This window comes from Catenulispora sp. EB89 (genome assembly GCF_041261445.1).
GTDB lineage: Bacteria > Actinomycetota > Actinomycetes > Streptomycetales > Catenulisporaceae > Catenulispora.
The window spans coordinates 350109-369946 of sequence record NZ_JBGCCU010000008.1 but is presented as its reverse complement, the minus strand read 5'-3'; the positions used below and the strand labels follow the sequence as shown (position 1 = coordinate 369946).

Here is a 19838-nt window from a genome sequence, read left to right as displayed (position 1 = left end):
CACTCCCCCAGGTCCGATGGCAGCACGCCGTGGTTGTCGGGCGAACAGCATTTCAGACCACTGCGTCGGCGGGGAAGGGCGGGGGCCGATCTTTGTGGAACCGTTTCCGTGGCGGGGTTTCCGCGACGGCGATTCAGAATGACGGCGACTCAGAACGCTGACGGTGCCGCGATGCCGTTGTCGATCGCGTCGATGGCCGCGAGCGTCTCGACGTCGAGCCGCAGCTCGCCGGCGGCGATGTTCTCCGCCAGGTGCGCCGGGTCGGCCGTCCCGGCGATGAGCAGCGTGTTGGCGTAGTGCGCCAGGTGCCAGGCGATGCCGACCTGGACCGGCGTGACGCCGAGGGCGGCGGCCGCGGTGCGCACGGCGGGCTGGTCGGCGACCTTCGGCCACTGCGGGAACGCCGAGCCGAGCGGGCAGAAGGGAACCCACGCGATGTCGTGCGCGCGGCACAGATCGAGCACCGGTTCGCTGGCGCGGTCGACCGGGCTGTGCGAGTTCTGGACGCAGACGATGCCAGCCGGCAGGGCATGCCGGAGCTGGTCGGCGCTGACGTTGCTCAGGCCGATGCCGCCGATCTTGCCGGCCTCGCGCAACGCCAGGAGCTCGGCGAGCTGGCTGTCGAGGTCGACGCGCTGGTCGCCCTCGGCGATGAGGCCCGGCGCGGCGTCGACCCGGCGGAGGTTGACGACGGCGAGGCGCTCGACGTCCAGGCGCGCGAGGTTCGCCTCGACGCTGGCGCGCAGCTGCTCGGGACGCTGCGCGGGCAGCAGCGCGTTGGCGGCGTCGCGCTCGGCACCGACCTTGGTGGCCAGGACGAGGTCGTCGGCGTAGGGGTGCAGGGCGGCGCGGATCAGGTCGTTGGCGTTGGCGGCGCGGGTTCCGTAGAACTCGGCGGTGTCGAGGTGGTTGATGCCGCTGTCGACGGCCGCGCGCACGATGGCGACGGCGGCTTCGGGGGTGACGGCCGTGCGGCCCGGGCGATGCTCGGTGAGCTGCATGACGCCGAAGCCGATGCGGGCTACGCGGTGGCCGGCGAGCGTGGCCGTGCCGCCGGGGTGGCTCGGCTGGCTGCGTTCAGCTGTGGCGTCTGCTATCTCGTTGGCGCTCATGTCCCGTTCCCGTCTGCGAAGTGGGATAGTGGAAGAACAACCGGAGGATCCTCCGGTTAGCCCCACGATAGCAGAAACGGAGGACCCTCCGCTTTATGCCCGCCACCCAGCACCCCCGCGGACGCGCCGACGCCCAACGCAACCGCCAACGCCTCATCGACGTAGCCCACCGCGCCTTCACCACCGGCGACGCCAAGGTCTCCCTGGAGTCGGTGGCCAAGGAGGCCGGCGTCGGCATCGGCACCCTCTACCGCCACTTCCCCACCCGAGAAGCCCTGGTCGAGGCCGTCTACCTCGCCGAACGCGGCCGCCTCTGCGACGCCGCCGCCGAACTCCTGACCCAACAACCGCCCGAGCAAGCCCTCCGCACCTGGATGAACCGCTTCGCCGACTACATCGCCACGAAGCGCGAGATGGCCGACGCCCTCCGCGCCCTCTTCGCCGACGGCACCGTGACCCAATCCCAGGCCCGAGAGGAACTGTCGACAGCAGTCCGCCGCCTACTCGCCGCCGGATCCGCCGCCGGGACGCTCCGCGCGGACGTGCAGGCGGAGGACGTGGTCGCGGCCCTTGTGGGAGTGGTCTCGGTATGCACGCTGCCGGAGCAGCGGGAACAGGCGGGGCGGCTGATGGACCTGCTGATGGACGGGCTGCGGCGCGGGTAGGGCACGCATCGCACGCAGGTAGCGGCAGGCCACACCGCCAACTGCGTGCCGCCCGGCCATGCCGAGCGCCGCACTGCTTGGTCACCGCCCACTGCCGCGCGGCTGCCTGTACTCACTTGCGGCTCGCGCAGGCACTGCCGTTGCGCAAGGCCAAGCACCTGTACTGGCTGCGGCACGCCCGAGCCAAAGCCCGCCGCCCAGCAGACCGCATGCCGCCCGGCAATGCCGCGCCCGCCTTCACTCGCTCGCAGCCCGCGCCGGCGAGCATTTCGCGATACCGGCCGCCGTCCTGCCTACCGCCGCATCAAGGCAGTTCGGCCACCGCCTCCTCCGGGCTCACCTCTTCCTCCTTCGCGGCAGCCTGTGCCTTGGCCGTCGCCTGCGCCGCCATCACCTTCGTGCGCCGTCGGAGTACTACCGTCGCCGCGATGGCGCTGAGTGCGTAGGCTCCGGCGAATACTTTCGGCGAGTTCAGGCGGTTGCCGGTGGCGTGGTCGATCGAGTACCGGCCTGGGCCCGTGATCGCCAGGCCTGTCGCGGCCAGTGCGAGGAAGGCTGGGTATTCGTAGCCGCCGCCGCTGTTGAAGAAGCCGGAGGGTCGGTGCACCTCCACTGCGGCCGACATGGCTCCGACCACTGCCGCGCCGGCGGCGGGGGTGGCGGCGCCGAGGGCCAGGAGGAGGCCGCCGCCGGATTCGCTGAGGCCCGCCATGGCGGCGTTCGGGAGGCCGGGGCGGAAGCCCATGGCGTGCATCGCGCCGGCTGCGCCCTTCAGGCCGCGGCCGCCGAACCAGCCGAAGAGCTTCTGCGTGCCGTGGGCGATCAGAATGCCGCCGGTGCTCAGGCGCAGTGCCAGCAGGCCCAGGTCGGTGCGTTCTCGGCAGGCCATGGGGGCTCCTTCCGGCGGGCGGTTGTGTCCTCCCACTATTGGCCCACGACGCCGGGCGCGCCGCTCGGAGGCGGCCAGTCGGACCAGGGCCGGGCACGCCGGGCACGCATCAGACGCCGGCCGTGACCGCCACACCGAGCGCCATCAGCACGACCCCCGTCGTCACGCTCAGCCCCGCTGCACCCCCGGACACGAAACGCGAGCCCGCCCGCGCGCCACCAGCAGCGTGAACACCACGTACCAGCCCGCCGTCACCGCCGCCGACAGCGCCCCGTCACCCATCGCAGTCGCCGGTGATCGCGATGTTATTCTCGATCGCACAGGAGTCCGGCACAGGAGTCCATCGGGAGGCACACGGGGTGAGCGGCGAGGAATACCGCGTCGACGACCTCGCGCGCCTGTCGGGCATGACGGTCCGCAACATCCGCGAGCACCAGTCCCGCGGCCTGCTGCCGGCCCCGACCGTGCGCGGCCGGGTCGGCTTCTACGGCCCCGAGCACCTGGCCCGCCTGGAGCAGATCAAGCGCCTGCAGGCCGAGGGCTTCACGCTGGAGTCGATCCGCCGCATGCTCGGCGGCGGTGCCGAGTTCGCCTCCTTCGCCGCCGCGGTCCACCAGGCTTTCGACGACGGCGACAAGCGCGTGGTCCGCCTGGACGACATCCACACCCTGTTCCCCGGCTTGGACGAGCCGAAGGAAGGCGAGGACAACGCCGACAGCGCCGCCCTCCTGGAATCAGCCGTCGACCTCGGCCTGCTGCGCCCGCTGGGCAACGGCCGCTTCGAGGAGCGCTCCCCGCAGCTGACGCGCATCGGCGCCGAGCTCATGGCCCTGGGCATCCCCCCGGCCAGCGCGCTGAAGGCGGCGGCCGAGGCGCGCACGCATGTGCAGGCCGTGGCGAAGGGCTTCGTGCAGCTGTACATGGACCAGATCTGGGCCCCCTTCGAGGCCGCCGGCTACCCCGCCGACCAGTGGCCGGACATCCTCAGCGGCCTGGACCGGCTGCGGCCGCTGGCGCTGGACTCGATGCTGGCGCTGATGCGGATGGCGCTGGACGAAGCGGCGACGCGGCTGATCGAGGAGCGGGCCGGGCTGCGGTAAGCAAGAGCGGGACGATGAGCGGGGGGCTTGTCAACGATGTGGCTGGACGCTTTCTTCGACGGACTGGAAAGGCTCGTCGACGAGCTGCGCGAACGGCGGCCGCGCGCCGTGTTCTGGACGATCGTCGCTCTGTGGTCGCTGGCCGCCGCCGTCCCGACGGCCGGGGCCGCGCTGACCGGCGCCGGGTGGTTCAGTGTCCTGATTCCGCTGGCGCCGCTGCTCGTCATCGCTCTGACCTGGTTCGGCGGGATCGAGTGGATACCGACCCCGGCGTGGGTCGGGGCCCTGACCGTCTGGGCGCTGCTCCCCGGCGGCCTCGCCACGGCGGGGCCGACGGACGGCGCGGCGAAGGACGCCACGGCCGTGTTCCTGTTCTGCTACGGCCAGCTCCTCGTCGCGCTGCTGGCCGCCGTCTGCGAGCGCCGCGGGTTCTCGGCCAAGACACCGTTCGCGCAGCTGCGGCTGATGCGGCTGCGGCTGATCGCGGCGGCGTTCCCGCTGGCGCTGTCTTTTCGCCCCGGACCGACCAGCCCGACCAGCCCGACCGACCTGGGCACGTCGCACACCGGGCAGGGCTGGCACGAGGTGGCGTGGCTGCTCGTCTTCGCGACGGTGATGGCCGGCTGCGCGCTGCCGGGCCCGAGATCAGCGTTGGTGGCCGCGCTCGCCGTCGCCGTCGGCGCCTGGGCGGTCCTGGCCCACGCCGGCGCGCACGACCGCTGGGCCCAGGTCGGCGGGAACGGCTGGCTCTGGGCCGCGGGTTGCTACCAGTGGCTGCGCGCCTCACGCCAGGACTTCTGGCACCGTGGGCATGAGCGCGTCGGTTGGCGGCGCGCAAAGTCATGGCCCTGAGACCCACGACAGATCGCGCCCTGCCACCCCACTCCTGTAGCTACATCTATACCTATAGCTACATCTATACACTCGATCAGCGCTGGCTCTTCTCCGACGCGGCCGCCCCGCAAGTCTCCGCATCGATCGGTCCACTCGCCCCCGGCACCGCGTTCACATCCGCCAGATCCGGCGCAGCCCGCCGCACCGCGTCGGCCTCCGAGTCGTCCTCCCGAGCCTGCGAAGCCCGCTCGGCCTCGACCCGCGCCAGGTACCGCTCCACTTCCTCCCGCACCGTCTTCTCGTCCCAGCCAAGCACCGGCGCCATCAGCGCCGCGACCTCCGGGGCGGCCGTGACGCCGCGGTCCCAGGTCTCGATCGAGATGCGGGTCCGGCGGGTCAGCACGTCCTCCAGGTGCAGCGCGCCCTCGTGCGACGCCGCGTACACCGCCTCGACCCGCAGGTAGTCGTCGGCGCCGGCGATCGGCTCGCCGAGCGAGGAGTCGGCCGCGACCAGCTCCAGCAGCTCGTCGACGCAGGACCCGTACCGGCGCAGCAGGTGTTCCACCCGCACCTGGTGCAGCCCGGTCCGGCGGGCGATCCGGCCGCGCTCGTTCCAGCGCGCCGCGAAGCCCTCCGCGCCCAGGACCGGGACCTTGTCGGTCACCGACTCCGGGACCTTCGCGCCGTCGGTGGTGTCCAGGTCCTCGACCGCCGCGTCGATGACGTCCTTGGCCATCACCCGGTAGGTCGTGTACTTGCCGCCGGCCACGACCGTCAGGCCCGGCGCCGGGGAGGAGACGATGTGCTCGCGCGAGAGCTTCGTGGTCTGATCCGCGTTGCCCGACAGCAGCGGCCGCAGACCCACGTACACGCCCTCGATGTCCTGCTCCGTCAGCGGCTTGGCGAGCACCGCGTTGGCGTGCTCCAGCAGGTACTCGATGTCCGCGCGGCTGGCCGCCGGGTGCTCGCGGTCCAGGTCCCAGTCGGTGTCGGTGGTGCCGACCAGCCAGTGCCGGCCCCAGGGGATGATGAACAGCACGCTCTTCTCGGTCCGGGATATCAGCCCGGTGCGCAGGTCGATCCGGTCGCGCGGCACGACCAGGTGGACGCCCTTGGACGCGCGCACCGAGATCGCCGCGCGCAGGTCCGCCAGTTCGTGGATGTCGTCGGTCCACACCCCGGTCGCGCCCACGACCTGGCGGGCCCGGACGTCGATGCTGCGTCCGCTCTCCAGGTCCCGCACCACCGCGCCGGTGACCCGGCCGCCTTCGCGCAGCAACCCGGTGACCCGGGTGCGGGTGGCGACGCGGGCCCCGTACTGCGCGGCCGTGCGGGCCAGCGCCATCACGAAGCGCGCGTCGTCGACCTGCGCGTCGTAGTACTGGATCGCGCCGACCAGTGAGTCGTGGCGCAGGGCGGGGGCCCGCCGCAGGGCCGCGCTCTTGGTCAGGTGGCGGTGCCGGGGCAGGGCGCGGGCGCCGCCCATGGTGTCGTAGAGCATGACGCCGGCGCCTATGTAAAAGCGCTCCCAGACCCGGTGCTTCAGCGGCAGCAGGAACGGAACCGGACGGACCAGGTGCGGCGCGATCCGGTTCAGCAGCAGGCCGCGCTCGGTCAGCGCCTCGCGGACCAGGCCGAAGTCGCGCTGCTCCAGGTAGCGCAGGCCGCCGTGGATCAGCTTGCTGGAACGGCTCGACGTCCCGGCGGCCCAGTCACGGGCCTCGACCAGGGCGACGGACAGGCCGCGGGTCGCGGCGTCCAGGGCGGCCCCGGCGCCGACCACGCCGCCGCCGATGACCAGGACGTCGAACTCCTCCTCGGCCATCTGCTGGAGCGCGCCGAGCCGGTACTGAGCGCCCAGGGGTGTGGATTGCACGGTGTTTCCTCCGTTGATACGACGAGTGGGCGCTCTGAGCGCTTCCAGCTTCCTTGCTTCTTGCTTTTGTACTTTTTGCTTGCTTGCAGAGGTGGTGACGGACGGCCGGCGACGGACGGCCGCGGCCGGGCCCGGATCCCCGGGCCCGGCCGATGCGCATCAGTCCTCGAACTCGACCCAGTCCAGCGTCCGCGCCACGGCCTTCTTCCAGTTCCGGTAACCCTTGGCGCGCGCGGCCTCGTCGGCCTCGGGCAGCCAGCGCTTGTCCTCGTTCCAGTTGCTGACCAGCTCCTCGGTCGACTTCCAGAAGCCGACCGCGAGCCCGGCGGCGTACGCGGCGCCCAGCGCGGTGGTCTCGGCCACGACCGGCTTGGACACCGGCACCCCGAGCACGTCGGCCTGGATCTGCATGGCCAGCTCGTTGGCGGTCACGCCGCCGTCCACGCGCAGCACGTCCAGCCGCACGCCCGAGTCCTGCTCCATCGCCTCCACGACGTCGCGGGTCTGGTAGGCGATCGACTCCAGCGTGGCGCGCGCCAGGTGGGCGTTGGTGTTGTAGCGCGACAGGCCGACGATCGCGCCGCGCGCGTCGGAGCGCCAGTAGGGGGCGAACAGGCCGGAGAACGCCGGCACGAAGTACACGCCGCCGTTGTCCTCGACCTGCCGGGCCAGCGACTCGCTCTGCGCCGCGCCGGAGATGATGCCGAGCTGGTCGCGCAGCCACTGCACGGCCGAGCCGGTCACCGCGATGGAGCCCTCCAGCGCGTAGACGGCGGGCTCGTCGCCGAACTTGTAGGCCACGGTGGTCAGCAGCCCGTTCTCCGAGCGGACGATCTCCGTGCCGGTGTTCAGCAGCAGGAAGTTGCCGGTCCCGTAGGTGTTCTTCGCGGTGCCGGGGGTGAAGCAGACCTGGCCGACGGTGGCGGCCTGCTGGTCGCCGAGGCTGCCGGTGATCCGCACCTCGCCGCGCAGCGGGCCGTCGGCGCGGGTGACGCCGTAGCCCTGCGGGTCGGAGGAGGGGCGGATGGCCGGGAGCATGGCGCGCGGGACGTTGAAGAACCCGAGGAGTTCGTCGTCCCAGTCCAGCGTCTCCAGGTCCATCAGCATCGTGCGGCTGGCGTTGGTGACGTCGGTGACGTGGACGCCGCCGTCGACGCCGCCGGTCAGGTTCCAGATGATCCAGGTGTCCATGGTGCCGAAGATCGCGTCCCCGGCCTCGGCGTCGGCGCGCAGGCCGTCGACGTTCTCCAGCAGCCACTGGATCTTGCCGCCGGCGAAGTACGTCGCCGGCGGCAGGCCGGCCTTGCGCCGGATGACCTGGCCGCGCTCGTCGGCGTCCAGGGCGGCGGCGATGCGGTCGGTGCGGGTGTCCTGCCAGACGATCGCGTTGTAGTACGGCCGCCCGGTGTGCCGGTTCCACACCACCGAGGTCTCGCGCTGGTTGGTGATACCGAGCGCGGCCAGGTCGGCGGCGTGCAGGTGCGCGCTGTTCATCGCGGTCTCGATGACCGCCCGGGTCCGCTCCCAGACCTCGGTGGGGTTGTGCTCGACCCAGCCGGCCTGCGGCAGGATCTGCGAGTGTTCGAGCTGGTGCCGGGCCACCTCGTTGCCGCCGTGATCGAAGATCATGAAGCGGGTGCTGGTGGTGCCCTGGTCGACCGCGCCGACGTAGTCAGCCATGAGGATTGCCTCTCTCGCGATGAGCGCTTCGGGGCGCGCTCTGGGCCTTCTGGGGTAGGCCTTCTGGAATGGGCCTTCTGGGGGATGGGAGGGCCGGCTCGGCCGGGGGTCCGGCCGAGTCCGGGACCGGCTACGCGGTCTGCTGCCCCGAGGTCGCCTCCGGGTTGTCGATCGGCACGGCGGCCGGGTCGTCCGGCGAGGTGTCGTCCGACAGGAACGTGCCGATCAGCACCCGGTACAGCCAGGCGCCGATGAGGCCGCCGATGATCGGCGCGACGATTGGCACCCAGAAGTACAAGTCGCCGTATTGGTCTCTGAACGCCGTCCCGTAGCCGGTGAAGAACGACGCCAGCCGCGGACCGAAGTCACGCGCCGGGTTGATGGCGTAGCCGGCGTCGGTGCCGAAGGCCATGCCGATGGCCACCACGAGCAGGCCCACCACGACCGGCGCCATGTTGGCCCCCGGGGAGGTGTTGCGCAGGTCGGTGATCGCCAGGATGCAGAACAGCAGGATGGCCGTGCCGATGATCTGGTCGCGGAACCCGCCCCACATGTGCACCGGGAGCGAGCCGTTGCCGGGCAGCGTCGAGAAGATGCCCTGGCTCTTGATCGTGTGGCCGGGGTCGAACTTCGCGATGACCTCGGTGTAGTTCCAGCGCACGACCAGCGCGGCGACGAACGCCCCGAGGGTCTGCGCCAGGGCGTACGGGAGCACCTTGCGCCACGAGAAGCCGCCGAAGGCGGCCAGTGCCACGGTGACGGCGGGGTTCAGGTGCGCGCCGGTGATCTTGCCGGCCACGTAGACGCCCAGCAGGACGCCGAAACCCCAGGCCCAGGCGATGCTGTCGTGGTTGCCGATGCCGCCGGCGACCACCTGTGCCACAACGCCGATGCCGAACAGCAGAAGGATGAACGTGCCCGCGAACTCCGCGGCCAGCTCTCCCACGAGCCCTTTGGCTCGAACGCGATCCGCCAAGCGATTCGCCATGTCTCCTCCTGACCGGGTGGGACACCCCGGCCGTCCGGGGCGCCTGATGTCCCACACCGAGCGTGTCGAAGCTCACCATGGGATTGACGCACAGCGTGCGTTCCCCGAAACCTCCCGTCAACGGACCCCGTACGACAATGTCGAACTCTGGTCAGGATCCCCGACCTGGGGTACCGTCGCGCGACATGGCGGTAATCTTCGCGGACACCCCGGTCCTGGCCGGTCAGGCCGGCCGGCGTGTCGCGCACGCGCCGCCGGCGGCGTCCCCGCCGTGCCCGCCACCGGGTACGGCGTTCGACGACGTCGACCACCGCACGAAGGGCTATCATCACCGCCATGCCGGGACCCGTGCAGTCCATCGAACGCGCGGCTGCGATCCTGCGCCTGCTGGCGCGCGGTTCCGGGCGGCTCGGCGTGGGCGAGATAGCGGCCTCGCTGGGCCTGGCGAAGGGGACGACGCACGGCATCCTGCGCACGCTGCAGGGCGTCGGCTTCGTCGAGCAGGACAAAGCCAGCGGCAAGTACCAGCTCGGCGCCACCCTGCTGCACCTGGGCACCAGTTATCTGGACGTGAACGAGCTGCGGTCCCGGGCCATCAACTGGGCCGACGCCCTGGCGGCGCGCAGCGGCGAGGCGGTGTGGATCGGGACGCTGCTGGACGGCAAGGTGCTCATCGTGCACCACGTCTTCCGTCCGGACGACTCGCTGCAGAGCCTGGACGTGGGCGCGCTGCTGCCGCTGCACGCCAGCGCGCTGGGCAAGGTGCTGCTGGCCTACGACACGCAGGCCGCCGCCGAACTGCAGGAGACCGAGCTGGCGCCGCTGACCCGGCGCACCCTGGTCACCCCGGCCGCGCTGCGCCGCGAGCTGACGAAGGTCCGCGAGCACGGCTTCGCCACCGACATCGAGGAGTCGACGCTGGGCCAGGCCTCGATCGCCGCGCCGATCCGCGGCTACGGCGGCCTGGTGGTCGGGGCGATCAGCATCACCGGGGCGGTGGACCGGGTGTGTCCTTCGACCGGGAAACCGGACGCGGGGCTGGCCGCCGCCGTGCAGAACGCCGCGCAGATGATCTCGCGGGACCTGGGCGCGGGGCGCTGGTAGGGCTTGGCGCCACCCTGCTCAACCGGTTTCTGAAGCACCGCCGGCACTGCCGGCACTGCCGGCACGACCGCGCCCTGCAGCACCTCGTCCCCCAGCACCGTCCCCCGCCCTCAGCCTGACTCCCCCTCACCGAAAGGCTGCACCATGGTCGCGCACTTCGTGATGTCGATCGACCAGGGCACGACGTCCACGCGCTGCATCCTGTTCGACCGCGGCGGCCGCCTGGTCTCGGTGTCCCAACGCGAGCACAAGCAGTACTTCCCCAAGCCCGGCTGGGTCGAGCACGACGCCGCGGAGATCTGGCGCAACCTGGAGCACCTGGCGCCCGAGGCGCTGGCCAAGGTCGGGGTGGGTGCCGACCAGGTGGCCGCGATCGGCATCGCCAACCAGCGCGAGACCACGGTGCTGTGGGACCGCCGCACCGGCCACCCGCTGGGACGCGCCATCGTCTGGCAGGACACGCGCACCGACGACCTGGTCGCCGAATACGCACGGCGCCCGGACGCCGCGACCGTCCTGGAACACTCCGGCCTGCCGCTGGCCACCTACTTCTCGGCGCCCCGCATCCGCTGGATGCTCGACCACACGCCGGGGCTGCGCGAGCGCGCCGAACGCGGCGAGGTGCTGTTCGGCACCATGGAGAGCTGGCTGATCTGGAACCTGACCGGCGGCGTGGAGGGCGGCGTGCACGTCACCGACGTCACCAACGCCAGCCGCACGCAGCTGATGAACATCAAGACCCTGCAGTGGGACAAGGAGCTGCTGGACTTCTTCGACGTCCCGGCGGCGATGCTGCCGGAGATCCGCTCCTCGTCCGAGGTCTACGGGACGGCGGCGCGTGCCCTGCCCGGCGTCCGGATCGCGGCGGCGCTCGGCGACCAGCAGGCGGCGCTGTTCGGGCAGACATGCTTCGCCCGCGGCGAGGCGAAGTGCACGTACGGCACGGGCAGCTTCCTGCTGCTGAACACCGGCGACACCCCGGTCCGGTCGACGCACGGCCTGCTCACCACGGTCGGATACCGCATCGGCACGGAGCCGGCGGTCTACGCGCTCGAAGGCTCCATCGCGGTCACCGGCTCGCTGGTGCAGTGGTTCCGCGACAGCCTCGGCCTGATCACGACCGCGCCGGAGATCGAAACGCTGGCCCGCACGGTGGAGGACAACGGCGGCTGCTACATCGTCCCGGCCTTCTCAGGCCTGTTCGCCCCGCACTGGAGGAGCGAGGCGCGCGGCGTCATCGTCGGCCTGACGTCGTACATCACGAAGGGCCACCTGGCGCGCGCCGTACTGGAAGCGACCGGCTGGCAGACCCGCGAAGTGGTGGACGCGATGAACGCCGACTCCGGCTTGGCCCTGACCACCCTGAAGGTCGACGGCGGCATGACGGCGGACAACCTGCTGATGCAGTTCGTCGCCGACGTCCTGGACGCGCCGGTGGTCCGCCCGATGGTCGCCGAGACCGTGTCCCTGGGCGCCGCGTACGCAGCCGGCCTCGCGGTCGGCTACTGGCCGGACCTGGAGGGCCTTCGCCGCAACTGGCACCGCGCCGCACTGTGGAACCCGTCGATGGACGCCGGCCGCCGCGAGAGCGAGTACGCGAACTGGCGGCGGGCGGTGGAGCGGACGTTCGACTGGATGCAGCCGGGGGCGGAGAAGACGGGGAAGGGCAAGTAGACAGTCAGGTGCCGGTCGAGGCCGAGGGCTGCGATACCCAAAACCGCGACAGAGGCCCCATCACAGCGCCCCGAGGATCCGGCACACCTCCTCAGTGTCCGTCAGGAACGCGTCGCCGGTGAACGCCAGGCCGGCCAGGGCGCGCTCGGCGGCTTCGGGGTGGCCGGCGCCGCAGGCGTCGCGGACGATGACGGGGATGTAGCCGAGGTCGGTGGAGTGGCGGGCGGTGGGTTCGATGCCGACTTCGGTCGCGGCGCCGACGATCAGGTAGCTGCGGATGCCGCAGTCGCGCAGGACGAGGTCCAGCGGGGTGCCTTCGAAGGCGGACATCGTGATCTTGTCGATGATCGGCTCGTCGGGGGTCGGGTCCAGGCCCTCGACCAGGTGGAAGCCGGGCGAGCCGTGCGGGATCAGCGGCCGGGTGTCTGCGGCGGCGGTCTTGTGCTGCCAGATCTTGGCCTGCCGCAGCTGGAAGACGCCGGCGAGCGCCGCGGGCATGAAGTAGTGGCGCAGGAAGATCGTGCGGATCCCGCTTTCGCGGGCGGCGGCGAGGACGCGCTTGACGTTCGCCAGCAGCTGCTCGCCGTCGGCGATCTGGCGCAGCACGCCGACCTGCATGTCGTAGACGATCAGGGCGGTCTTCGCGGGGTCGAGCGCTTCCGCGAGGGATTCGGGGATTTCCAAGCCGTTGAAACGATCCACGGGAACGACGCTACAGGCAGGCCCGGGCCCGTGAGGCAACCGAGCGCCGACCGGACGACCGGCGTGTCACGACGCTGTCATCCCGTCGGTCGCGGCGAGCTCAGGTGGACCGCGGCCAGCGCCGCGAACTCGGCGATCAACCGGCTCCGGCGGGTCGCGTCCCAGGCCAGGGCCACGCGCGTGGGCCCGAGGTCGGCGATCGACACGGTCACCACGTCAGGACGCTGATAGAACCCGGCGGTCGACGCCGGCAGAATCACGATGCCGCTCCCCGAGGCGACATGCTCCAGCTTCTCCTCGACGGCCAGCGGCGCCGGACCACCCTCGTCCCGCGGCGCGGTATCGCCGGTCAGCGCCTGCCACTCGGGAACTGCCTTGTGCGGCTGCAGCAGCGTCTCGCCGGCAAGGTCGTCGAGATGAATCTCGTCCTTGCTCGCCAGGCGATGCCCGCTCGGCAGCACCACGACCCGCGGCTCCTCGAACAACGTCGTCACCTTTAGGCCGCGCTGGTCGACCGGAAGCCGCACGAAGCTGACGTCAGCCCGGCCGTCCCGCAGCACCTCGACCTGATCGGCCCAACTCGTCCGCAGCACCTCGACCCGCAGCTGCGGATGGGCGGCAGTCAGCGCCCTGACCGCGCCGGTCACGATCAGCCCGGGCATGAAGCCGACGGTGAACGCGTCCGTCCCCCGAGCGGCGCGCCCGACCCGCCGCCGCAGCGCCTCCGCCCCCGCCAGCACCGGCCCGGCATCGGCGTACAGCGCCTCGCCGGCCGGGGTCAGCTCGGTACGCCGCCGATCGCGCACGAACAGCTGCACGCCGAGCTCCGACTCCAGCGCCCGGATCTGGCGCGACAACACCGGCTGCGCGATGTGCAGCTCCTGCGCCGCACGCCCGAAGTTCAGCTCGCCGGCGACCGCCATGAAGTAGCGGATTTTGCGAAGGTCCAGGTCCATGTAGGCCTCCCGGCTACCTGTGATGCCTTGAAGGTATCACAGCCGACCGGACGGGTCTTGGACGCGCGACCGTCGCGCAGCGGATCGTGGACGTCGTAAGGCAGACGGCGACAGCAAAGACAACGCCAACGGCACCAACGAGAAAAGGGAACCGCCATGGACATCACCGGACAGCGCGTCGTCCTGATCGGAGGCACGTCCGGGATCGGACTGGCCACGGCACACGCGGCGGCCGAGCGCGGCGCCCAGGTCGTGGTCGTCTCCGGACGGCAGCAGAGCGTCCAGAACGCGCTCAGCGAACTGCCGGCCGGCACCACCGGCCACGCGGTCGACGTCCGCGACCCGGCCGCGCTCGACACGCTCTTCCAGCAGATCGGCGCGTTCGACCACCTGGCGTACACCTCGGGCGAGCCGCTGGCCCTCTCCCCCATCGCCGAGCTCGACGTCGACACCGCGCGCCGCTTCTTCGAGATCAGGTACTTCGGCGTCCTGGCGGCCGTCCGCGCCGCCGCACCGCACCTGGCCCCGACCGGCTCCATCACCCTCACCGGCGGCTCGGCCGCCCCGCGCCCCGCCCCCGGCTGGGCCGTGGCGGCCAGCATCTGCGGCGCCATGGAGGCCCTGACCCGCGAACTCGCGCTCGAACTCGCCCCGGTCCGGGTCAACCTGGTCCGCCCCGGCGTCGTGGAGAGCCCGCTGTGGTCCGCGCTCCCGGAGGACCAGCGCGACGCGCTCTTCGAGGCCACGGCCAAGACGACGCCGGTCGGGCACACCGGCCGCGTCGAGGAGATCGCGCGCGCCTTCGTGTACTGCATGGAGCAGACCTACGCCTCGGGCGCGATCGTCCCGGTCGACGGCGGCTCCGTGCTGGTCTGAGCCTCGGCCGCCACGGTGAAGTAGTGGCTGTCGCCGAACGGCCCCAGCACCGCGACCGTGGCGGCCAGCCCGAGCGCGACGAACAGCGGCACATCGGACGAAGCCCGCATTGAGTGCTCCAGCACCTGCTCGACGACGGCCGCGGCGACGACGACCGCCGCCTTGCTGACGACCAGCGGGATCAGGTGGATGTCGATCCCGGCGCTTCTGACCTTCGCCTTCAGCGCGGCCATCAGCACGGCGAACACGACGATCGTGCGCAGGGCCTCCTCCCACGGCGGGCGGTGGCGGTTGAGGTACCAGAACAGGCCGATCATCACGCCGCCGAGCAGGTAGCGGATCGACTTCGGCAGACCGGTCAGGGTTGCATTCACGTAGCGAACGCTATTCGGATAACGATCGCTATGTCAATCGCACGGCCGAGCGCGTCGATCACGCTGAGTACGTTGATCACGCTGCGGGCATACGAAAACCGCCGCAGGCAGAACCTGCGGCGGTGCGGTGAATCAGTGACGTGTAAGAGTGCTGATCAGCCTTCGTCAGGCCTCGAGGAGGCCTCGTTGATCCCCCTGAACATCCAGCTCAGCGCCGTCCCGTAGAGCTCGGGACGCACCAGCTCCGGATCGGTCCGCCGCAGCTGCACCAGCCCCTGGAACAGCGCCAGCACCACCGTGGCCAGATCGTCGAACGGAAGATCCTCAGCCTGCCCCCGCGCCTGCGCGCGCTCCGCCAGCAGCCCGCTCAACACATCACGGTTGCCCCGGAACCGCGACGCCAACCGCTCCAGCAACTCCGGCCGACGGATCGCGTACAGCCACAGCTCGGCCTGCAACAGCGCGATGTCGCTGTCCCCGTCCGCGGCCTCGACCAGGATCCGGTTCAGCTCCGCCTGGACCTGCTCCACCGTCTTGTCGCGGCTGCCGACGATCGCCGCCGCCGCGTCCTGCCGCAGGCCGGTCCGGCTGTCCAGCAGCTCCAGGAACAGCTCGTCCTTGCCGCCGAAGTTCGAGTACAGCGCGCCGGTCGAATAGCCGGCGGTCTCGGCGATCTCGTCCACCGACGCGCCGCCGAAGCCCCGGCGCGCGAACACCTGCGCGGCCGCGTCCAGCAGCCGCTCGCGGGTCCGGGCCTTGGCCTCGGCGCGGGTGAGGCGGCGCGGGGGCGGCTCGGCGTCAGGACTCACATAACCGACGCTATGGCGATAGCGATCAAGATGTCAACGCGCGGAAAGAGCGCCGGGTCCCCATCGTCGAGGCCCAGACCGAGGTCAGCCGGTTACCCTGATCAGCATGGACGAGAATCGAGCGCGCCGCGTCGTCGACGCCCTCCGCGAGCGCGGCGTGGACGCGCACGTCGCCAAGGTCAGCGTCTACCAGTTCGGCGTGCGCGTGATGCTGTCGGGCGGACGCCAGGCCGAGTGGGACACCGACGACACCGCGGGCCTGGAGGCCCAGGTGATGAAGGACGGGATGCTGGTCGGGTACGTCCCGACGATCGAGGGCTCCGAGGACTTCGACGAGCAGCAGACCATCGACGCGCTCCTGCGCACCGACTACGACCAGCCGATCGCCACCCGCCGCACCGAAGCGCCGCCGCCCCGGCCGCCGCTGCCCCGGGAGGGCGGCGTGTTCCGCCGGTTCCTCGGCGGATTCCGGGAACGCTGAGGCCAATCGCATGAGCACCCTCGAAGGCCTGACATACGCCGAGATCCAGGGTTTTCGGCCGCTCCTGCTGGACCTGCACCTCCCGGCGCACGCCGGCGCGCACTCGCCGGTGCCGGTCGTGGTCTGGATGCACGGCGGGGCCTTCTGGTCCGGCGATCGGCGCTACCTGCCGTCGAACCTCGCGCCGAACGCGGTGTTCGACACGCTCGTCGCGGCCGGGATAGCCGCCGCGACGATCGACTACCGGTTCTCCGGTGAGGCCAAGTTCCCGGCGCAGTTGCATGACGTGCGGGCCGCGATCAGGTACCTGCGCTCCAACGCTTCGACGTGGGGACTGGACCCGGCGCGCGTGGGTGTCTGGGGCGAGTCGTCGGGCGGGACGCTCGGCGCGCTCGCGGCGCTCTCCCCCGCCGACGATGGAGCCGACCTCCCGATCGCCGCGGCCGCCACCTGGTGCTCGCCCACGGACCTGGTCGCGTTGCGCCATTTCAGCGCCATCGCGGGTCTGCTCGGCGACGACGGCGCTGGCGACCGCGACCGCGACCGCGACGGCGACGGCGACGGCGACAAGCTGAAGGCCGCCGCCACGCTGGCCAGCCCGGTCACCCACGTCCGCGCCGACGCGCCGCCGTTCCTCATCATGCACGGCGACGCCGACCGCAAAGTCCCCGTCGAGCAGGCCGAGCTCCTGCACAAGGCCCTGGTCGCGGCCGGGGCTCGCGCGGAGTTCGCCCCGGTCGAAGGCGCGGACCACGTCTTCGAAGGACACCCCGACGCGCAGCAGCTCGTCGACCAGGTCGTGGCCTTCTTCGTGCGCGAACTCGCCCCGGCCGCCCCGTAGCGACCACCGCGATAAGCACCTACCCCTGTAAGCGCCGCCGCCGCATGTCGATCCGCGACCGCGTCAGCACCGCCGCGCCGCCGGCGGCCAGCAGCGGCAGCGCGACGATCACCAGCGCCAGGAACAGCCACGGCACCGACAGATAGACCCGGTCGCCGGCCCCCATCCTCGGGGCGCCGTACGCGCCGCGTGCCCCGACCTCGATGATCCCGATCGCCGGGAGCAGGCCGAACGCCGCCCCGAGCAGCGCGCCGAGTCCGGCGGTGACCGCGGCCTGCGACGCCGCCAGCTTGCGCCGCACCCGGGACCGCGCGCCGATCGCGGCCAGCGTCTCCAGGTCGGCCTGCGCGTCGGTGATGGCCAGGCCGGTCGCGATGGCCGACGCGCCGAGCATCACCACCCCGGCCACGCCGGCGAGCGCGAGCAGCCCGAGATAGGTGTGGTCCTGGTAGCCGCGCTCGACGTAGAACGGGTAGGTGATTCCGTCCCCGGCGGCCAGATCGGACGCCTTCTGCTCCTGCGCGGCGGTGGGCATGCTCGCGTCGTCGAACAGCAACGCCGAGGGACGGTAGTAGACACCGAGCTTGTCCAGCGGCGCCGGGGCGATGACGGCGTTGGTCCGCTGCCGCGGCGCGTCGACGTAGGCTGCGGGAAGCGTCAGCTGGTTCGGCGGCTGCGTGCATTTCATCGGGCCGTTGACGGCCTGGATGCCGCCGACGTTTTCGATCTCCGATGCGACGCACACCTGGCCCAACCCGACGACGACCGTCGGATTCGGCCCGGCGTGTGAGGCGTCGGGACGGCCGAACACCACGACGCCGCCTCGGCTCAGGACGTTCTCCGCGACAGGATCCTGATACCCGAGCATGGTGCGCAGCAACTCCGGGCCGCCGACGGTGCAACAGCCCGCGTCGCCCCGTTCGTAGTGCCGGTCCGTGATCGACGCCTGCAAGCGCTCGCCCGGAACCACGCCATCGCTGACCAGGGTCGGGGCCAGGATGTAGCCGTTCTCGAGCCCGGGGCGATAGGTCACGCCCTGCACCACGGCGTACTGCCGGGTCGGCAACAGCCCGGCGATCTGCGCCCCCAGCTGCGCCGGGTCCACGCCGGCCTGCGGGTTCAGGCTCAGCGCCGCCTCGCCGGAGCGCAGCTCACTGCTGTACTCCGCGCGCGCCTTGGCGCTGTCGGAGCTGATCACCATCGCGATCGTCGAAGCGCCTGCCACGGCGGCCAGGACCGCCGCGACCGCCGGGGCGGTGCGTCCGCGGTTGCGCGCTCCGTCGCGCAGAGCGAGGCGTCCGCTCAGAGGTAGCAAGCGTCCGAATTTGCCCGACCAGGTAACGAGAATCGGAGTGCAGGCCACGACTCCGAGCTCGGCGACGACCAGGCCCACGGTGACCGGGTAGCTGTTGTGGCCTTCGGCGAACGCGCCCCACAGAATCAGTGCACTTCCGATCGCCGTTCCCACCAGACCGAGGATCGGCAGCTTCCAGTGCGGCGCGGACTGCCCGCGGCGTCCGGTGAGCGCGACGACCACGTCCTGCCGCGCGGTGCTGACGGCGGGCGCCAGCGCGGCGATGACGCCGGTGACCACACCGACCGCGAACGCCGCGAGCAGTTCGAGCGGCGCCAGCCGGAAGCCGCCCGGCGCCTGGTGCGTCGCCCGATCGAGGTACGGGAAGCCGATCGCGGCGCCGGCCACCCCGGCCACCAGCCCGACGCAGCCGCCGACCAGGCCGAGCACCACGCCGTCGGCCAGCACGACGCGGCGCAGTTGCCCGCCGTCCGCACCGGCGGTGGCGAGCAGGCCGAAGTCGCGCCGCCGACGCCGGGCACCGACCGCGAACGCGGGACCGGCGAGCAGCACGACCTCCAACAGGACGATCGTCACGCCGGTCACGGCCATCGCGAACAGGTCCTCGGCGTTGCTGCCGGCGGGGCCGGACATCGGCAGTCCGAGCGAGTAGAACGGCACCTGCGACGGCGGGGGCGGATCGGCCAGGACCTTCTTGGACTCGGCGGTGAACCCGTGCGCGTTCAGCTGCCGGACCAGGTCCCAGGAGACTCCGCCGGGGACGCGGACGAAGTAGAAGGGACTGTCGGCCTGGCTCCCGGTGGTCGCGGCGCTCGCCGTGGTCGTGGTCGCGGTCGTCGCGGTGCTCGCCGTGCTCACCGAGCTGAAGACGGCGTGCGGCGCGAAGATCGTGGAGTCGTAAGGCGCCGAGGTGCTGTCGTAGACGCCGGTGACGTGGACGGTCATCGGCGCCGACGGCGGCGCGCTGCCGTCACCGGATTGGACGCGCACCTCGATGCTGTCACCGGCACCCTTACCGAGATGACGCGCGAGCGCGGAACTGATCGCGACCTGGTCATCGCCACTCGGCGCACGCCCACTGTGCCGGGTCAGGATGCCCGCCTGAAGCGGATCGCCCGGGTCGCACTCCTGGATCCCCGCCCACGTCCGGCCGTCGCCGAGGGTGACGAGCGCCTGGAGGCTGTAGCGCACGTAGGGCCCTGCGACGTGCGACCCCGCCGGAAGCAGCGCGGCGAGGTCGGCGGCGCCACCGGGACCACGCTGCACCTGGCCCGAATCCCCAGCCCGCACCGGAGCCGAGTCGGCCCCATCCGGGCTCTGATACAGCGCCGAACCAGACCCCGCGGATATCCGCGCGTCATACCGCCCCATGTCGCGGACCGCCTGCTCCTGCGTCGTCACCTCAGCACTGCGCCACAACGTGTCGGCGGCAACAGCACCAGCGACCGGCAACGCAATCATCGCCGCCACCAGCAACGAACGACGCTTGTTCCGCCACGCCTCCCGGCGGGCGACGCGCAACGGAAGCCACCAAGCGGCGATCACGGACATATCACAGTACC

18 protein-coding genes are annotated in these 19838 nt (G+C 71.6%); 8 read left to right on the top strand and 10 right to left on the bottom strand.

From position 1 onward, the window contains the following. Positions 1–149: 149 nt before the first annotated feature. Complete coding sequence (locus ABH920_RS20135; protein ID WP_370350579.1) at positions 150–1112, bottom strand: aldo/keto reductase; 963 nt, start codon at positions 1110–1112, stop codon at positions 150–152. A gap of 95 nt (positions 1113–1207) precedes the next feature. Here ABH920_RS20135 and ABH920_RS20130 point away from each other — a divergent pair, with 95 nt between their 5' ends. Continuing rightward, positions 1208–1777, top strand: coding sequence for a TetR/AcrR family transcriptional regulator (locus ABH920_RS20130; RefSeq protein ID WP_370350578.1), 570 nt, complete (start codon positions 1208–1210; stop codon positions 1775–1777). Positions 1778–2081: 304 nt separating this feature from the next. On the opposite strand, the gene ABH920_RS20125 is transcribed toward ABH920_RS20130, so the two are convergent. Next, complete coding sequence (locus ABH920_RS20125) at positions 2082–2666, bottom strand: DoxX family protein (protein WP_370350577.1); 585 nt, start codon at positions 2664–2666, stop codon at positions 2082–2084. A 359-nt stretch (positions 2667–3025) separates the two neighbouring features. On the opposite strand from ABH920_RS20125, the gene ABH920_RS20120 reads away from it, so the two are divergent. Beyond that, on the top strand, positions 3026–3766 hold the full coding sequence (locus ABH920_RS20120; RefSeq protein ID WP_370350576.1) for a MerR family transcriptional regulator: 741 nt from the start codon (positions 3026–3028) through the stop codon (positions 3764–3766). Between the two features lie 27 nt (positions 3767–3793). Beyond that, complete coding sequence (locus tag ABH920_RS20115; protein WP_370350575.1) at positions 3794–4618, top strand: hypothetical protein; 825 nt, start codon at positions 3794–3796, stop codon at positions 4616–4618. A gap of 76 nt (positions 4619–4694) precedes the next feature. Here the strand turns inward: ABH920_RS20115 and glpD are convergent, their stop codons facing one another. The 3 genes from glpD to ABH920_RS20100 form a co-directional block, all read right to left on the bottom strand. Further along, entirely contained in the window at positions 4695–6425 is a 1731-nt protein-coding gene (gene glpD / locus ABH920_RS20110; RefSeq protein ID WP_370350651.1) for a glycerol-3-phosphate dehydrogenase, read from the bottom strand. Between the two features lie 210 nt (positions 6426–6635). Then, on the bottom strand, positions 6636–8156 hold the full coding sequence (gene glpK / locus ABH920_RS20105; RefSeq protein WP_370350574.1) for a glycerol kinase GlpK: 1521 nt from the start codon (positions 8154–8156) through the stop codon (positions 6636–6638). Positions 8157–8286: 130 nt separating this feature from the next. Further along, positions 8287–9144: an MIP/aquaporin family protein gene (locus ABH920_RS20100; RefSeq protein ID WP_370350573.1), complete on the bottom strand. Its 858-nt coding sequence runs from the start codon at positions 9142–9144 to the stop codon at positions 8287–8289. 336 nt (positions 9145–9480) lie between these two features. Here ABH920_RS20100 and ABH920_RS20095 point away from each other — a divergent pair, with 336 nt between their 5' ends. Together ABH920_RS20095 and glpK (ABH920_RS20090) are read left to right on the top strand one after the other, a co-directional pair. Further along, positions 9481–10248 carry an IclR family transcriptional regulator gene (locus ABH920_RS20095; RefSeq protein ID WP_370350572.1) on the top strand — a complete coding sequence of 256 codons (768 nt, stop codon included), beginning with the start codon at positions 9481–9483 and terminating at the stop codon, positions 10246–10248. Between the two features lie 144 nt (positions 10249–10392). Continuing rightward, complete coding sequence (gene glpK, locus ABH920_RS20090; RefSeq protein ID WP_370350571.1) at positions 10393–11922, top strand: glycerol kinase GlpK; 1530 nt, start codon at positions 10393–10395, stop codon at positions 11920–11922. 60 nt (positions 11923–11982) lie between these two features. Here the strand turns inward: glpK (ABH920_RS20090) and ABH920_RS20085 are convergent, their stop codons facing one another. Together ABH920_RS20085 and ABH920_RS20080 are read right to left on the bottom strand one after the other, a co-directional pair. Then, entirely contained in the window at positions 11983–12624 is a 642-nt protein-coding gene (locus ABH920_RS20085; protein WP_370350570.1) for a cysteine hydrolase, read from the bottom strand. A 77-nt stretch (positions 12625–12701) separates the two neighbouring features. Beyond that, complete coding sequence (locus tag ABH920_RS20080) at positions 12702–13580, bottom strand: LysR family transcriptional regulator (protein ID WP_370350569.1); 879 nt, start codon at positions 13578–13580, stop codon at positions 12702–12704. Between the two features lie 156 nt (positions 13581–13736). Between ABH920_RS20080 and ABH920_RS20075 the strand changes: the two genes are divergently transcribed. After that, on the top strand, positions 13737–14456 hold the full coding sequence (locus ABH920_RS20075) for an SDR family oxidoreductase (RefSeq protein ID WP_370350568.1): 720 nt from the start codon (positions 13737–13739) through the stop codon (positions 14454–14456). Here ABH920_RS20075 and ABH920_RS20070 read toward each other — a convergent pair. Next, on the bottom strand, positions 14405–14830 hold the full coding sequence (locus tag ABH920_RS20070) for a hypothetical protein (RefSeq protein ID WP_370350567.1): 426 nt from the start codon (positions 14828–14830) through the stop codon (positions 14405–14407). The genes ABH920_RS20075 and ABH920_RS20070 overlap by 52 nt on opposite strands. A 155-nt stretch (positions 14831–14985) precedes the next feature. Beyond that, entirely contained in the window at positions 14986–15639 is a 654-nt protein-coding gene (locus tag ABH920_RS20065) for a TetR/AcrR family transcriptional regulator (RefSeq protein ID WP_370350566.1), read from the bottom strand. A gap of 106 nt (positions 15640–15745) precedes the next feature. Here ABH920_RS20065 and ABH920_RS20060 point away from each other — a divergent pair, with 106 nt between their 5' ends. Together ABH920_RS20060 and ABH920_RS20055 are read left to right on the top strand one after the other, a co-directional pair. Beyond that, on the top strand, positions 15746–16120 hold the full coding sequence (locus ABH920_RS20060) for a hypothetical protein (RefSeq protein WP_370350565.1): 375 nt from the start codon (positions 15746–15748) through the stop codon (positions 16118–16120). Positions 16121–16130: 10 nt separating this feature from the next. Continuing rightward, positions 16131–16961 carry an alpha/beta hydrolase fold domain-containing protein gene (locus tag ABH920_RS20055; protein ID WP_370350564.1) on the top strand — a complete coding sequence of 277 codons (831 nt, stop codon included), beginning with the start codon at positions 16131–16133 and terminating at the stop codon, positions 16959–16961. 19 nt (positions 16962–16980) lie between these two features. On the opposite strand, the gene ABH920_RS20050 is transcribed toward ABH920_RS20055, so the two are convergent. Continuing rightward, positions 16981–19821 carry an ABC transporter permease gene (locus ABH920_RS20050; RefSeq protein ID WP_370350563.1) on the bottom strand — a complete coding sequence of 947 codons (2841 nt, stop codon included), beginning with the start codon at positions 19819–19821 and terminating at the stop codon, positions 16981–16983. Between the last annotated feature and the right edge of the window lie 17 nt (positions 19822–19838).

Coding starts and splice junctions, on each gene's coding strand:
- ABH920_RS20080 (WP_370350569.1), bottom strand. CDS start 13,580: ATGGACCTGGACCTTCGCAAAATCCGCTACTTCATGGCGGTCGCCGGC.
- glpK (WP_370350571.1), top strand. CDS start 10,393: ATGGTCGCGCACTTCGTGATGTCGATCGACCAGGGCACGACGTCCACG.
- glpK (WP_370350574.1), bottom strand. CDS start 8,156: ATGGCTGACTACGTCGGCGCGGTCGACCAGGGCACCACCAGCACCCGC.
- glpD (WP_370350651.1), bottom strand. CDS start 6,425: ATGGCCGAGGAGGAGTTCGACGTCCTGGTCATCGGCGGCGGCGTGGTC.
- ABH920_RS20060 (WP_370350565.1), top strand. CDS start 15,746: ATGGACGAGAATCGAGCGCGCCGCGTCGTCGACGCCCTCCGCGAGCGC.
- ABH920_RS20055 (WP_370350564.1), top strand. CDS start 16,131: ATGAGCACCCTCGAAGGCCTGACATACGCCGAGATCCAGGGTTTTCGG.
- ABH920_RS20135 (WP_370350579.1), bottom strand. CDS start 1,112: ATGAGCGCCAACGAGATAGCAGACGCCACAGCTGAACGCAGCCAGCCG.
- ABH920_RS20075 (WP_370350568.1), top strand. CDS start 13,737: ATGGACATCACCGGACAGCGCGTCGTCCTGATCGGAGGCACGTCCGGG.
- ABH920_RS20100 (WP_370350573.1), bottom strand. CDS start 9,144: ATGGCGAATCGCTTGGCGGATCGCGTTCGAGCCAAAGGGCTCGTGGGA.
- ABH920_RS20095 (WP_370350572.1), top strand. CDS start 9,481: ATGCCGGGACCCGTGCAGTCCATCGAACGCGCGGCTGCGATCCTGCGC.
- ABH920_RS20130 (WP_370350578.1), top strand. CDS start 1,208: ATGCCCGCCACCCAGCACCCCCGCGGACGCGCCGACGCCCAACGCAAC.
- ABH920_RS20125 (WP_370350577.1), bottom strand. CDS start 2,666: ATGGCCTGCCGAGAACGCACCGACCTGGGCCTGCTGGCACTGCGCCTG.